At 72.8% G+C, this 13787-nt stretch carries 16 protein-coding genes; 5 read left to right on the top strand and 11 right to left on the bottom strand.

The features are described 5' to 3' along the window. Window positions 1-238 precede the first annotated feature (238 nt). On the bottom strand, window positions 239-649 hold the full coding sequence (locus ACYVK7_RS23370) for a hypothetical protein (RefSeq protein WP_460890123.1): 411 nt from the start codon (window positions 647-649) through the stop codon (window positions 239-241). Between the two features lie 91 nt (window positions 650-740). Here ACYVK7_RS23370 and ACYVK7_RS23365 point away from each other — a divergent pair, with 91 nt between their 5' ends. Then, window positions 741-1328 carry a TetR/AcrR family transcriptional regulator gene (locus tag ACYVK7_RS23365; protein WP_460890122.1) on the top strand — a complete coding sequence of 196 codons (588 nt, stop codon included), beginning with the start codon at window positions 741-743 and terminating at the stop codon, window positions 1326-1328. Window positions 1329-1371: 43 nt separating this feature from the next. Here the strand turns inward: ACYVK7_RS23365 and add are convergent, their stop codons facing one another. The 4 genes from add to ACYVK7_RS23345 all read right to left on the bottom strand — a co-directional run bounded on the left by add (window position 1372) and on the right by ACYVK7_RS23345 (window position 4762). Continuing rightward, on the bottom strand, window positions 1372-2385 hold the full coding sequence (gene add, locus ACYVK7_RS23360) for an adenosine deaminase (RefSeq protein ID WP_460890121.1): 1014 nt from the start codon (window positions 2383-2385) through the stop codon (window positions 1372-1374). A 31-nt stretch (window positions 2386-2416) separates the two neighbouring features. Next, window positions 2417-3265 (bottom strand): DUF4328 domain-containing protein, encoded by an 849-nt coding sequence (locus ACYVK7_RS23355; protein WP_460890120.1) that lies wholly within the window; start codon window positions 3263-3265, stop codon window positions 2417-2419. 318 nt (window positions 3266-3583) lie between these two features. After that, window positions 3584-4246 carry a DUF998 domain-containing protein gene (locus ACYVK7_RS23350; RefSeq protein WP_460890119.1) on the bottom strand — a complete coding sequence of 221 codons (663 nt, stop codon included), beginning with the start codon at window positions 4244-4246 and terminating at the stop codon, window positions 3584-3586. A gap of 72 nt (window positions 4247-4318) precedes the next feature. After that, window positions 4319-4762 carry a MarR family winged helix-turn-helix transcriptional regulator gene (locus ACYVK7_RS23345; RefSeq protein WP_460890118.1) on the bottom strand — a complete coding sequence of 148 codons (444 nt, stop codon included), beginning with the start codon at window positions 4760-4762 and terminating at the stop codon, window positions 4319-4321. An 88-nt stretch (window positions 4763-4850) separates the two neighbouring features. Between ACYVK7_RS23345 and ACYVK7_RS23340 the strand changes: the two genes are divergently transcribed. Continuing rightward, entirely contained in the window at window positions 4851-5669 is an 819-nt protein-coding gene (locus ACYVK7_RS23340; protein ID WP_460890117.1) for an SDR family NAD(P)-dependent oxidoreductase, read from the top strand. Here ACYVK7_RS23340 and ACYVK7_RS23335 read toward each other — a convergent pair. The 6 genes from ACYVK7_RS23335 to rraA all read right to left on the bottom strand — a co-directional run bounded on the left by ACYVK7_RS23335 (window position 5664) and on the right by rraA (window position 11098). After that, the gene (locus ACYVK7_RS23335; protein ID WP_460890116.1) at window positions 5664-6428 is read right to left on the bottom strand and encodes a DUF4328 domain-containing protein; all 765 of its coding nucleotides are present in this window, start codon (window positions 6426-6428) and stop codon (window positions 5664-5666) included. The genes ACYVK7_RS23340 and ACYVK7_RS23335 overlap by 6 nt on opposite strands. Next, the gene (locus ACYVK7_RS23330; protein ID WP_460890115.1) at window positions 6428-7027 is read right to left on the bottom strand and encodes a DUF4328 domain-containing protein; all 600 of its coding nucleotides are present in this window, start codon (window positions 7025-7027) and stop codon (window positions 6428-6430) included. Before ACYVK7_RS23330 ends, ACYVK7_RS23335 begins: the two co-directional genes overlap by 1 nt. Before the next feature lie 301 nt (window positions 7028-7328). Beyond that, entirely contained in the window at window positions 7329-9014 is a 1686-nt protein-coding gene (locus ACYVK7_RS23325; RefSeq protein ID WP_460890114.1) for a ribonuclease J, read from the bottom strand. A 39-nt stretch (window positions 9015-9053) separates the two neighbouring features. Beyond that, window positions 9054-10049, bottom strand: a complete 996-nt coding sequence (gene dapA, locus ACYVK7_RS23320; protein WP_460890113.1) for a 4-hydroxy-tetrahydrodipicolinate synthase — start codon at window positions 10047-10049, stop codon at window positions 9054-9056. A 21-nt stretch (window positions 10050-10070) separates the two neighbouring features. Further along, window positions 10071-10637 (bottom strand): AAA family ATPase, encoded by a 567-nt coding sequence (locus tag ACYVK7_RS23315; RefSeq protein ID WP_460890112.1) that lies wholly within the window; start codon window positions 10635-10637, stop codon window positions 10071-10073. Continuing rightward, a complete protein-coding gene (rraA, locus tag ACYVK7_RS23310) occupies window positions 10634-11098 on the bottom strand; it encodes a ribonuclease E activity regulator RraA (protein ID WP_460890111.1) in 465 nt (154 codons plus the stop codon). The genes ACYVK7_RS23315 and rraA overlap by 4 nt, the downstream gene beginning before the upstream one ends. A 92-nt stretch (window positions 11099-11190) precedes the next feature. Here rraA and ACYVK7_RS23305 point away from each other — a divergent pair, with 92 nt between their 5' ends. The 3 genes from ACYVK7_RS23305 to ACYVK7_RS23295 are packed head-to-tail and all read left to right on the top strand — an operon-like array spanning window position 11191 to window position 13774. Then, the gene (locus tag ACYVK7_RS23305; RefSeq protein WP_460890110.1) at window positions 11191-12663 is read left to right on the top strand and encodes an NAD-dependent succinate-semialdehyde dehydrogenase; all 1473 of its coding nucleotides are present in this window, start codon (window positions 11191-11193) and stop codon (window positions 12661-12663) included. Window positions 12664-12722: 59 nt separating this feature from the next. Next, a complete protein-coding gene (locus ACYVK7_RS23300; RefSeq protein WP_460890109.1) occupies window positions 12723-13457 on the top strand; it encodes an AzlC family ABC transporter permease in 735 nt (244 codons plus the stop codon). Beyond that, the gene (locus ACYVK7_RS23295; protein WP_460890108.1) at window positions 13454-13774 is read left to right on the top strand and encodes an AzlD domain-containing protein; all 321 of its coding nucleotides are present in this window, start codon (window positions 13454-13456) and stop codon (window positions 13772-13774) included. Before ACYVK7_RS23300 ends, ACYVK7_RS23295 begins: the two co-directional genes overlap by 4 nt. Window positions 13775-13787: the final 13 nt, after the last annotated feature.

Here is a 13787-nt window from a genome sequence, read left to right as displayed (position 1 = left end):
CGGCCACGGTGGGCGGGACGGCGCGGACGCAGCCTTGGGTGCCGGACGAGCGGCCCCCCGACGCTGGGTCGATTTCGACGCTGCGGCCTTGGGCCTGGGGCGCTTCGCGCCCTGCCCGGATCCCTTCCCGGAGCTTCGCCGGGCCGACGTGCGGGTCGCCATGATGTCGCCACCGTAACCGGGGACGACGGCGGGGCCCAGGACCCCTCGCGGTGTGTCCTGGACCTGGCCGCCGCGCTCAGCCCAGGAGCAGGCCGGCCGCCAGCGTCACCACACCGGCAGCCAGGAACACCGCCCCTGCCGGGAGCAGCACGACGGCGCGGTTGGGTGCCGTGCGCCCCTCCCCCATCGCGGAGAAGAAGAAGCCGGCCGGCATCAGGATCGCCGCGCACAGCACGCCGGTGGCCGCCAGCCAGTGCGCGAACCCCGTCAGGTTCGTCGCCTCCGCCAGGAGCACGCAGAGCAGACCGAGGATCACCAGCACACCGGCGTGCGCGTGACCCGCCCGGTAGAAGCTCTTCTGCAGGTCGGTGGTGACCAGCTTGCCGCCGAAGACCTTGAGCAGGAAGAACCCGCCCGACTCGATCCCCACCACGGTCAGAAGCACGACACCCGCTGTGATGCGGGCCGGATCCGAGAGCTCGAGCACGACTTCCTCCTTGCGTCGATGCGACGATATTCTGTAACAGTGTTATCAAACACCGTTCGCAAACCTTCGTCAAGACTTCTAGACTCACGCCATGGCTCGACCACGACTGCACGACGACGCCCTGCGCGCCCGGCTCCTCGAGGTCACCTCACGGGTGATCTCGTCCGACGGCGAGGGCGCCGTCACCGTGCGGAAGGTCGCTGCCGACGCCGGGACCAGCGCCTCCGCCGTCTACGCGCTGTTCGGCTCGCGCGAGGCGCTGGTCGAGGCGGTCTGCGGCGAGGGGTTCCGGCGCTTCGCCGAGCACCTGGCCGCCGTCGGGCAGAGCGACGACCCCGTGGCGGACCTCCGCGGCCTCGGCGGCGCCTACCGGCGGTTCGCCCTGGCAGACCCGCACTTCTACCGCGTGATGTTCTACCGCGCGGTGGCGCCGGCGCCCGGGGATCCGGCGTCCGCGATCGAGCGGCCGACCTTCCGGGTGCTGCACGACGCGGTCGCCCGGACGGTCGGCGATGCGCCGCCCGAGCACGTGCTGAGCGCCGCGGTCGGGCTGTGGGGCCTGGTCCACGGCCTGGTCTCGCTCGAGCTCGCCGGCCTGCTGCCCGGCGACGAGCAGGAGCGCGCGGCCGCCTTCGACCGGGCCGCCGGAACGGTAGGACCCGCGCTGCTCGGCCGCTGAACGCCGGGAGACCAGGGCTCGGCGCACGCTCTCGGGCGGCGGGTCAGACGCCGGCCGTGCGCCACGCCTCCACCTCGGCCAGGTAGCCGTCCACCCGGTCTCGCGCGAGGAACGACCCGCGGAACGACGCGGCCGCGAGTCCGGCCCGCTGGTCCCTGGTGAGTCCGTAGGCCGCGGTGACGGCGTCGTCGACGTCGTCCACGTACGCGCCGAAGTACGGCGGGTCGTCGGAGTTGATGCTCACGAGCATGCCCGCCTCGACCATCGCGGGCAGCGGGTGCTCGGCGAGGCTCGGGACCGCGCGCAGCCGCACGTTGGACACGGGGCACACGGTGAACGGGACCTGCTCCGCCACGACGCGAGCGACGAGCTCCGGGTCGTCGACGACGGCGATGCCGTGGTCGATCCGCTCGGCGTGCAGGAGGTCCAGGGCGTCCCGGATGTTCTCGGCGGGCCCCTCCTCCCCCGCGTGGGCGGTGCGGCGCAGCCCGGCTTCCTCCGCACGCGCGTAGACGTCCTGGAACAGGCCCGGCGGGTAGCCGACCTCCGCGTTGTCCAGACCCACGCCGACGATCGGTGCGCCCATCGCGAGCAGCCGTTCCAGGACGTCGAGCGCCTCGGCGCTGTCACGATCGCGGTGGAACGCGGCCACGAGCAGGGTCGAGACGCCGTGCTCGGCCTCGCCGCGCTCCACGACGCGCGCGATGCCGCCCACGACGGTCTCCAGGGACACTCCGCGCACGAGGTGCGCCTGCGGGTCGAAGCTGATCTCGGCGTGCCGCACCCCCGCCCCCGCCGCCCGCGCCAGGTACGCGCCCGTCAGGTCGGCGAAGTCGGCCTCGGTGCGCAGCACCGACATGCCCGCCGTGTACAGGTCGAGGAACGACTGCAGGTCCTCGAACTGGTACGCCGCACGCAGGCTCGCCGGGGCGGGATACGGGAGCCGCACGCCGTTGCGGGCCGCCAGCTCGAAGGCCAGGTCCGGTTCGAGCGTGCCTTCGAGATGGACGTGCAGTTCGGCACGGGGCGGGCGCGGCGAGGGGGCGGGAGCAGCCATACGGGCAGGCTAACGTCCCGCCGCTCCTCGGTCAGAAGAGGCCTGAGACCTTCTCCTGTGCCCTCGTGGTCTCCCGGACGATCCGGATCCAGCAGGCGAACGCGACGGCCAGGGCGACCACCGCGACGGACCGGACGACGACCTCCGCGTCGGCGGAGGAGGAGGCGAACAGCCGCAGGCCCGACAGCAGCCAGAAGGACCACCACAGGCCGAGGACCACACCGCGCCCGCCCCCGGGGACCACGGCACGGCGGATGTCGCGCACCACGCCGTAGGGGACCCAGAGGGAGACCACGGGCACCCACCAGCCGAGCCAGGTCCAGGCACGACCGTGCGCGAACCGCGCGGTGGGGTTCGCCGCCTCGGCGAACCTGCGGCTCGCGTGCAGCCAGACGCAGGCGGCCACGTACGCGGCCAGCCCGAACAGGAGCGTCACGGTGCCGCTGTTGGGGTCGAACCGGATGCCCATGCCGATCTCGATGCCGGCGGCGGACTCTCCCCTGCCGCCGGTCACCAGCAGGATCGCCAGCTCGGCGAGCTCGACGAACAGCACGCAGCACGCGGCGACGATCGCGCCGACGGCCAGCCCGGCCGGGGGCTCGGGCAGCGGCTTGCTCGGCAGGCGCCGCCGGGCGGGCGGGTACGCCTCGTCGACGGGCACGCGAGGCTGCGGCGCGGTGTCGACACGTTGCCCCGTGGCGGCCGGGTACTGACCGGTGCGGTGCTCGGCGTACTGCGGCTCGGCGTACTGCGGCTCGACATGCGGGGACTGGGGGTGCGCCGGGCTGCCCAGCGGCTCCGGGTAGGGCTGCACGCCCTGCTGACCCGGCACGGGCCAGGGGGCGGCACCGTTCTGGTGGGAAATACGCGGATCGGACATCAATGGCCTCCGGTGTGTTCCCGACACCGTACTCACACCGCAATGTCCGGTAGCCACCATTTGTGGGTGAACCCGCCACGACCGGTCGAGATCCCGTGCGCCGGCACCAGTTTCCTGGGGCCTGTCAGAGTGGTACTGCCAGGACACGTTCGGCTTCGCCCCGCTGGACTCGATCGAGCTGAGCTCTACGAGGACGAGACGCTCGACGACCTCGCCCGCCGGCACCGGACGGTGCACTTCACGCGCACGGTCGACGAGTTCCGGCAGGTCTCCGCCACCGGAGCCCGGTCAGGAACCACCCCGCGTGGCGCGCCGCGGTCAGCGGCGCGCCACGTCCGGATGCGGCACCTCGCGGTAGAGCCGGACGGAGGCGAGCAGCAGCCAGGCGAACCCGACCACCACGGCGAGCCAGATGCCGGCCACACCGGCGGGGCCCAGTGCGGCTCCGCCGAGGAAGCCCACGAGGATCACGACGGCGGCGACGCGCGACCAGAGTGCTCCGGTGCGCTCGCCGTGCCGGGCCAGCCACCCGCCGAGCAGGAACGCAGCCACGGCGAACGCGACGAACCCGATACCGCCGAACACGAAGTGCAGCAGTCCGGCGACGCTCGGTGTGGTGGCGCCGTCCTGCCCCGGTGGGAAACCCGGCATCGGGTCGGGCGGGAAGACCGCGCTCGCGACCATCGCCAGACCGTAGATGCCGACCGCGATCCCGGTACCGCGGGCCGTCGCCCGTGCCGCCCCCAGGCCGGCGACGCAGACCATCACACCGCTGAGGGCCAGGTTGGTGGTGTGCATCCAGCCGCCGTCGCCCAGCATGAGCGCGCTGAGCGGGTGCCGCGCGAGGTCGAACCCGTCGCGGGTGAGCGCCAGCACCAGCCCGACCACCAGGTAGAACGGCCCGGCGACGACGCCCCAGCCGAGCATGGACCTCGTCACGGCGGCAGCCGTGTCGAACTCGGTGTCCTGTTCCTGTTCCATCATGTCCTCCGGGCCCGTCACGCCGGCCCGATGCCGGCGTCCTGTCTGGTAGACGACCGACCACGCGAGAACTCAGCGCTGTGGGACCGCGGGCTGTCCGGCAGGCCGGTTGACCCGTTCCAGCAGCGCCATGAGCTGCCGCAGCTCGCTCCTGTTCAGCACGGCCAGCGGGGTCTTCTCCAGGGCCACGCGGACGAGCTCGGCGCGCACCTCGCGCCCTTTCGCCGTCAGGACCAGGACGCGGGACCGCCGGTCGTCCGGGTCCACCGCACGCTCCGCCAGGCCCCGGTCGACGAGCTGGTTGCTGATGAACGTCAGGTTGGGCGCGTTGCAGTACAGGCGCTCGGCCATCACCTTCATCGACGGCGGCTGCTCGTCGGGGTCGATCACCCACAGCGCCTGGAACGTCGCCGGCGTCATCTGGTGCTCGGCCAGCGACTCGCCGAGCAGGTCGTTCGTCCGCATCCAGATGTCGTGGGTCGCCGCGACCACCGCGGTGAGCTCTGGCGTCGTCATCACACCATCCTACCGATAGTTCGAGTCTCGAAGTACCGTGCTATGTTCGGGTCGCATTACTTCGAGACTCGAAACAATAGGAGATCCTGTGCGCCATGACTTCACCGACGTCACCGTGCTGGTCACCGGCGCCTCCAAGGGGTTGGGCCGCGCCTACGCCCTGGAGCTGGCTCGCCGGGGAGCCCGGCTGATCCTGCTGGCCCGCTCGGAAGAGCCCCTGCGGGAGCTCGTCGCCCAGATCCGGGAACGGCACGGCGGCACGGACGCCGAGGTCGTCGTCGGCGACCTCGCCGCCCCTGACGGCCCCGAGCAGATCCTGCGAGAGCTGCGCGACCGCCGCCTGACCGTCGACCTGCTGCTCAACAACGCCGGTGCGGGCAGTGTCGGCCCCTTCCTCCGCCGCCCGCTCGGCGCCCAGCTGGGCACCGTCGGCCTCAACATCAGCGGCCTCCTCGCCCTGACGCATGCGATCGGGGCCGAGCTCGTCGAGCGCGGCACCGGCGGCATCATCAACGTCTCGTCCACCGCGGCGTTCCAGCCCATGCCCTACCAGGCGAGCTACGCCGCCACCAAGGCGTTCGTGCTGTCCTTCACCGAGTCGCTGGCCGAGGAGCTGCGGGGCACCGGGGTGCACGTCATGGCCGCGCACCCCGGCGCGATCGCCACCGGCTTCTTCGACGGCACCACGGCCACGATCGACCCCCGCGCGGCCGACACACCGGAGCTGGTCGCGGCCCGCACGCTGGACGACTACGCCCGGCGGCGCGCCGTCTCCTACCCCGGCCGGGTCGTGAACCGTGCGATGACCTGGCCGGCGAGGCTCCTGCCGCGCACCGCCGTGGTGCGGATCGCCGGGGCGCTCAACCGCAGGTTGCGCCTGGACGAGGTCGTCGACGCGACCTCATGACCCGGGCGCCTGCCTCGCGGCCGCGATGCGCTCTCCCTGGGAGCGAGAGACGTCGCGGACGATCCGGATCCACAGCACGAGCGCGACGATCATGCCGACCGTCGCGACGAGCTCGACGAGGACCAGCGCCTCCGCGGCGATCGCCGTGGCCTCCGCGGTCGTGCGGCTGGTCATCCGGCCGGCAGCGTTCGACAGCGTGACGAAGACGAGCCAGGCGGCCCACCAGCCACCGATCGCTGAGACCGGGCCGGTGGCCGTCCCCCGGCGGATGTCGCGCACCACCTGGTAGGGGAACCACAACGAGACGATCGGCACCCACCAGCCCAGCCACGCCCAGACCTTGCTGCGCGCGTGCACGAAGCCCGGGGTGGCCGCCACCGCGGTCGACCGGCTGGTGTACAGCCAGAGACAGGCGACGACGTAGGTCGCGAGCTGCACCGCGAAGAACAGCATCGCGGCGAGGTCGTAGCCGGTGAGCGCACTGTCGTAGGCGCCCTTCCCTGCGGCGGCCGCGTCGCGTAGCGCGTCGGCTGCCGCAGGGGCGAGCGCTAGCTTCAGTACCCCCACCGCCGACCAGACGCACGCCAGCACGATCGCTGCGGTCCCCAGCCCTGCCGCGCTGCGCAGAGGCGGAACGGAGTACAACGGCGCGCCGTAGGTGTAGTGCACCGGTGCGGGCACGACGGGAGCCGCCGGTCCCGCGGGCGGACCCATGGGCGGGCGCTGCCCCATGGGCGGGACGAACGGGTCGTGCGACATCAGAACACCTCTCCAGACAGAGCGAGGCCCGCCCGCTGCGCGGACGTGATCTCTTGGACGATCCGCAGCCAGAGGACGCCGCCCACGACGCCGAGCGCGGAGCTCCCGGTGACGAGCCACGGCACGACGCTCAGCGTGGCGTCCGACCCCACCTCGGCGGATGCCGCGGCCACGAACGTCGCCAGGTCCGCCGCCAGGCACACGAGCCAGAGCAGCCACCAGAGGCGGACGGGCGCCGTCGTCACGACCGGACCGACGGTCGCCCGGCGGATGTCGCGTACGAACTGGTACGGGAACCAGAGGTTGACGACCGGGAAGGCCCACGCGAGCCACGCCCGATAGGGCGGGTGCTTGTGGCGGAACGACGGTGACAGGGCGTCCGCCAGCTGCCGGCTCCGATACAACCAGGATGAGCCGACGAGGAAGGCGGCGATCTGGACGGGCAGGTACAGGTACGCGGTCGACGCGTAGAGCGCCACCTCGGCCTGCGCCCATCCCGGGCCGCCGGACGCCGCGTCCGCCCAGGCTCCGGGCGCCCGGTAGACCCCCACCAGGTCGACGATCAGCAGCAGGCACCACACCACTGCGATCGCCCGCACGACGTGCGCGAGACCGTACGGTCCGGTGACAGCGGGCGACGACCCTTGCGAGGAAACGCCCTGCGACGGTCGCCGGTCGACGACGTGATGAGACATGCGGACCTTCTCGAAAGGAGGCATCGGGCAGCCGCCAACGCTAGCGACCGATGCCCGATATGCCCCCATCGTCGGCGGGTGAACTTCACCGGCCGTCTTCGTCGGCCGACGAGAACGGGGTGATGTGTCTGATCGGCCCGATCAGACACATCACCCCGTTCTCAACGACCCGGCCGGACTCGGCCGGCCGCATCAGCAGGACCGGTCAGGCCTCCACGACCACCGGGACGATCATCGGCTTGCGACGCAGGCGCGTTGCCACGTACCGGCCGATGGTGCGGCGCATGATCTGCTGCAGCTGGTGCGTGTCGGTGGCACCGCCGGCGATCGCGTTCTCGAGCGCCGTGGTGACCTCCGGCATGACCTTGTCGAACACCGAAGCGTCCTCGGCCATGCCGCGGGCGAGGATCTGCGGCGGCGCGAGCACCTTGCCGGTGGCGGTGTCGATGACGGCGAAGACGGACACGAAGCCCTCCTGGCCGAGCACCACACGGTCCTTGAGCTCCGCGTCGGTGATCTCGCCGACCGACGACCCGTCGACGTACACGTACCCGCAGGGCACCGCACCGACCACGGAGGCCTTGCCGTCCACGAGGTCGACGACCACGCCGTCCTCCGCGAGCACCACGCGGTCCGCGGGCACACCGGTCTTGACGGCGAGCGCCGCGTTGGCCACGAGGTGGCGCACCTCGCCGTGCACCGGCATGACGTTCTTCGGCTTGAGGATGTTGTAGCAGTACATGAGCTCGCCGGCCGACGCGTGCCCGGAGACGTGCACCTTGGCGTTGCCGCCGTGCACCACGCGGGCGCCGAGGCGCGTGAGCCCGTTGATGATGCGGAACACGGCGTTCTCGTTGCCGGGGATGAGCGACGACGCGAGGATCACGGTGTCGCCGAACTCGACCTGCACCTTGTGGTCGCCGTTGGCCATGCGGGACAGCGCGGCCATGGGCTCGCCCTGGGAGCCCGTGGACATGTAGACGATCTGGTCGTCCGGCACGGAGTCGGCCTTCTTCAGGTCGATCAGCACGCCCGGCGGCACGTCGAGGTAGCCCAGGTCGGCGGCGATGCCCATGTTGCGCACCATGGAGCGGCCCACGAGGGCGACGCGGCGGCCGTGGGCGTGCGCGGCGCGCAGCACCTGCTGCACCCGGTGCACGTGCGACGAGAAGGACGCGACGATGATCCGCTTGTCGGCGTGGGCGAACACGTCGTCGAGCACCGGGCCGATCTCGGCCTCCGGCGTCACGAACCCCGGCACCTCCGCGTTGGTGGAGTCCACCATGAAGAGGTCCACGCCCTTCTCGCCGAGGCGGGCGAAGGCGCGCAGGTCGGTGATGCGGCCGTCGAGCGGCAGCTGGTCCATCTTGAAGTCACCGGTGTGCAGCACGGTGCCGGCGGCGGTGGTGACCGCCACGGCGAGCGCGTCCGGGATGGAGTGGTTGACCGCGACGAACTCGCAGTCGAAGACGCCGAGCTTCTCCCGCTGCCCTTCCTTCACCTCGAGGGTGTAGGGCTTGATGCGGTGCTCCTTGAGCTTCGCCTCGATGAAGGCGAGCGTCAGGCGCGAGCCGACCAGCGGGATGTCCTTGCGCAGGCGGAGCAGGTACGGCACGGCGCCGATGTGGTCCTCGTGGCCGTGCGTCAGCACGATCGCCTCGATGTCGTCGAGGCGGTCCTTGATGTAGTCGAAGTCCGGCAGGATCAGGTCCACGCCGGGCTGGTTGTCCTCGGGGAAAAGCACGCCGCAGTCGATGACGAGCAGCTTGCCCGCATGCTCGAGGACCGCCATGTTGCGTCCCACCTCGCCCAGGCCGCCGAGGGCGACCACGCGCAGACCGCCGTCAGGCAGTGCGGGGGGCAGGGACAGTTCGGGGTGAGGGTGACTCACTTGGCCTCCAAGGCCTCGTTTACGTACAGAGAAAGTTCTTTAACGGGGTGTGACGATCGCCGGGTGCCCGATGACGGCCGAGGCGTCCTCAGGGAGCTCCGGCGGCGACATGGGGTGCGCGCTGGCGGGGATCACACCGCTCGCGACGAGGACGGCGCGCAGGTGCGCCACCTCGTGGTCGGTGGCGGCGACGTTCGGCAGGCGCAGCGTCCGGTGCTCCAGCACGCCCTGTGCCTGCAGCGCGGCCTTCGTCATCACGGCCTGCGCGCCGGCTCCGTTGAGCGCGTTGACGACCGGCACCGTCGTGCGGAACACGCGCAGCGCGGCGGTGTGGTCGCCGGCGTCCCACAGCCGCACGACCTCGGCGAACTGCTGTCCGACCACGTGCGCGGACACCGACACGATGCCGGCGCCGCCCACGCTCAGGAAGGGCAGGAGCAGGCCGTCGTCGCCTGAGTACCAGGCGAGTCCGGTGGCCTCGATGAGCTGCTCCGCCGACCAGACGTCGCCGGTGGCGTCCTTGTTCGCCACGACCAGCGGGTGCTCGGCGATGCGCGAGAAGGTCTCGGGCGCGATGCGCACCCCGGACCGGCCGGGGATGTCATACAGCATGACGGGCAGGTCGGTGGAGTCGGCCACGGCGACGAAGTGCTGGTACAGCCCTTCCTGCGTGGGGCGCGAGTAGTACGGCGACACGACCAGGAGTCCGTCGGCGCCCGCGTCGGCGGCCTGCGTGGCCATGCGGATCGCGTGCGCGGTGTCGTTGGACCCGGCGCCGGCCAGGACCGCGGCCCGGTCGCCCACCGCCTCGACGACGGCGGCGACGAGCTCCACCTTCTCGGGCGTGTGCGTCACCGGGGACTCACCGGTCGTCCCGGACAGGACGAGGCCGTCGTTTCCGTCGTCGACGAGCTTCTTCGCCAGCTTGGCCGCCGCTTTCAGGTCGATGGCGCCGTCGGGCGTCATCGGGGTGACCATCGCGGTCAGGACCGCGCCGAACGGGCGCGCGGAGGCAGCGGGAAGAACCATAGGCATACCGTACCGTTTACCGCCGGATCACAGGGCTTGTGCTCGGGCCGTCCCGAGCAGCCGCTCCAGCCCTTCCACGGTGGCGGCGAGCCGTTCGTTGCCCAGCCTGAGCACGCCGGGCCGCAGCGCGATCCCGCGCAGGCCCTCCGCGTACGCGGCGAGCGCCGCGGGGCCCACGTCGCGGCGGTGGGGCGCCGCGTCGGCGGCCACCCTGCCGGCCACCAGGCTCTCCGGCGCCTCCAGCAGCACGTGGACGAACCGCGCGCCCGCCGTGGCCGCGGCGTCCGCGAAGCGCGGCACCTGGTCGGCGCGTGCGACGAGCTGCGGCACGACCACGTGGTGCCCACCGCGCAGGTGCTGGGCCGCCATGGCGAGCCCGAGCGCGCGGGCCGGCTCCGCCGTGTCCCGCACGGCACCGCTGATCAGCGACCGGACCACGTCGATGTCGAGGTTCAGGCTGCCGGGGTGCCGTGCCGACCAGGCCGCGGCGACCGTGGACTTGCCCACTCCCGGCAGCCCGTTGAGCAGGATCAGCAGCGGCCCGGCCCGCCGCTCGACGCCGCCGGGTGCGCGGCTCCCGTGGCCGTGCGTCATCGCTCGACCAGCACGCCGTCCTCGTCCGCGTACACCGTGGCGCCGGGGCGGAACACGACGCCGCCGATCTCCACCGCCTCGTCCACCACCCCGGCACCGGTCTTGGACGACTTGCGCGGGTTGGTGCCGAGCGCCTTGACCCCCAGCCGCAGCCCGCCGATCGCCGCCGAGTCGCGGACCGCACCGTGGATGATCGCCCCGGCCCAGCCGTTCTCGACCGCCGCGGCGGCGATGAGGTCGCCCATGAGGGCGCTGCGGAGCGAGCCGCCGCCGTCGACCACCAGGACCGCGCCCTCGCCCGGCGTCCGCGTCAGCGCCTTGACGAGGCCGTTGTCCTCGTGGCACCGCACCGTGCGTACCGGGCCCGAGAACGCGCGCACCCCGCCGAAGTCGCGCAGCTGCAGCGAGAGCGAGGCCAGCGCCTCGCCGTGCTCGTCGTACAGGTCGGCCGTCGCCGTCATGGTGATCCCCCGTCTCGTTGGCGTGTGCCAGACGATACTCGGTCGCCACCCCTGCTCCCGGTGCCGGTTGCGCGGGTATGGATACTCGGAATATGACGGCGACGACGCTCTCCCCCGCGCTCGTGGCGCACCTGCCCACCGGCCTCCTCGTCGACGGGCACTGGCGCCCCGCGGCGGGCGGCGCCACGTTCGAGGTCACCGACCCGGCGACGGCCGAGCCCCTCTTCGACGTCTCCGACGCCACCCCCGCCGACGCCGTCCGCGCGCTCGACGCCGCGCACGCCGCCGCCCCCGCCTGGCGCGCCGTGCCGCCGCGCGCACGCTCCGAGCTGCTGCGGGCCGTCTTCGAGCGGCTCGTCGCCCGCGCCGGCGACATCGCGGCGCTCATCACCGCCGAGGCCGGCAAGCCGCTGGCCGAGGCACGCGCGGAGGTGGTCTACGGTGCCGAGTTCCTGCGCTGGTTCGCCGAGCAGGCCGTACGCGCCGACGGCCTGGTGCGCACGGCGCCGTCCGGCAGCAACACGCAGTACGTGAGCCGCCGGCCCGTCGGCCCCTCGCTGCTGATCACGCCCTGGAACTTTCCCATCGCCATGGCCACCCGCAAGATCGCCCCCGCGCTCGCCGCGGGCTGCACCGTGGTGATCAAGCCGGCCGAGCTGACCCCGATGACCACCCTCCTGGTCGCGGAGATCATCCGGTCGGAGGCCGAGGCGCGGGGGCTGCCCACGGGCATCGTCAACGTGGTCCCGACCACGCAGGCCGGACCCGTCACCGGCCCGCTGTTCGAGGACCCGCGCCTGCGCAAGGTCTCCTTCACCGGCTCCACGCGCGTGGGCTCCGTGCTGCTCGAGCAGGCAGCCAAGAACGTGCTGCGCACCTCCATGGAGCTGGGCGGCAACGCGCCGTTCGTCGTGTTCGAGGATGCCGACCTCGATGCCGCCGTCGAGGGCGCACTGATCGCGAAGCTGCGCAACTCCGGCCAGTCCTGCGTGGCCGCCAACCGCTTCCTCGTGCACGACGCCGTCGCGCACACCTTCGCGGAGAAGCTCGCCGACGCGATGGGCGCCAAGGTGACCGCGCCGGGCTCCCAGCCGGGCGCGGAGGTAGGGCCCCTCATCAACGAGGCGGCCGTGGAGAAGGTGACCGGCCTGGTGGACGACGCCGTGGCGCACGGCGCACAGGTCCTCACCGGCGGCGGGCGGCTCGACCGCCCCGGACACTTCTTCGAGCCGACCGTGCTGACCGGCATCAGCGCCGACGCCCGGATCGTGACGGAGGAGATCTTCGGCCCGGTGGCCCCGATCGTGGCCTTCGGGTCGGACGACGAGGCGATCGAGCTCGCCAACGGCACGCCGTTCGGCCTGGCGGCGTACGCCTACACGACGTCGCTGGACCGCGCCCGGCGCGTCATGGACGAGATCGAGGCCGGGATGATCGGTGTCAACCGCGGGCTGGTGTCCGACGCGAGCGCGCCGTTCGGCGGCGTCAAGGCGTCCGGCCTGGGCCGCGAGGGCGGCGAGGCAGGCATGGAGGAATACCAGGAGACCGTGTACGTGGCGCTGTGACGCCGTCCGGCCGGCGGGCGGCTTTCCGGATGGCCGGCGCGAGGACATAACCTCACGACGTGAACGTCCTCCCCCGCAACCCGGCGGCACGCGCCGCCGCCCGCCAGGGCGTGAGCGTCGCGGTGGCCACCGGCCTGTACGGCATCTCGTTCGGCGCGCTGTCCGTGACCGCGGGTGTCGGCCTCGGCCCGACCATGGCCCTGAGCCTGCTCATGTTCTCCGGCGGCTCGCAGTTCGCCCTCGTCGGCGTCATCGGCGCGGCGGGCACCCCCGTCGCCGCCGTCGCCACCGCCGCCCTGCTCGGCCTGCGCAACACCCTGTACGGCGCGGTGGTCTCGCCGCTGCTCCAGGTGCGCGGCTGGCGCCGGCTCGCCGCCGCCCACCTCACCATCGACGAGTCCACCGCCGTCGCGGCGGCCCAGCCGGAACCCGCCGCGTCCCGGGTCGGGTTCTGGGTCACCGGCATCGGCGTCTTCGTCCTCTGGAACACGTTCGTGCTCCTCGGCGCCCTCGCCGGCGACGCGCTCGGCGACCCCCGCGCCTGGGGGCTCGACGCCGCGGCCGCCGCCGCGTTCCTCGCCCTGGTGTGGCCGCGCCTCGCCCCGCGCCGCGCCCAGCTCGTGGCCGGGCTCGCCGTCGCCGCCACCGCCGCCCTGATCCCGTTCGTGCCGCCAGGCATCCCCGTGCTCGCCGCTGCCGCCGTGGCGGTCGTCGTGGGGCTGGTCGCGCCGACCACCCCGGGCACCGCCGACGACGAGCCCGAGAACTCGACCGACCGGGAGCCCGCCACATGACCACCACCGTCCTGTGGGCCACCGTCCTGGTGGCCTCGCTGGCCTGCTTCGCCCTCAAGCTCGGCGGCCACCTGATCCCCCGGAGCTGGCTCGCCTCCGAGCGCGTCACCCGGGTCACCGCGCTCGTGACCGTGGCGCTGCTCGTCTCGCTCGTCGTCGTCCAGGGCTTCGCCGACGGCCGCGCCCTCACCGTGGACGCGCGCGTCCCGGCGCTCGCGGTCGCGGCGCTCGCGCTCGCGCTGCGCGCCCCGTTCATCCTGGTCGTGGTGCTCGCGGCCGCCACGGCGGCCGCCCTCCGCGCCCTGGGCTGGGGCTGACGAGCGGGGCGGC

This window comes from Promicromonospora xylanilytica (genome assembly GCF_054782895.1).
The sequence above is the reverse complement of the archived record's forward strand: the minus strand, read 5'-3'. Positions and strand labels throughout refer to the sequence as shown.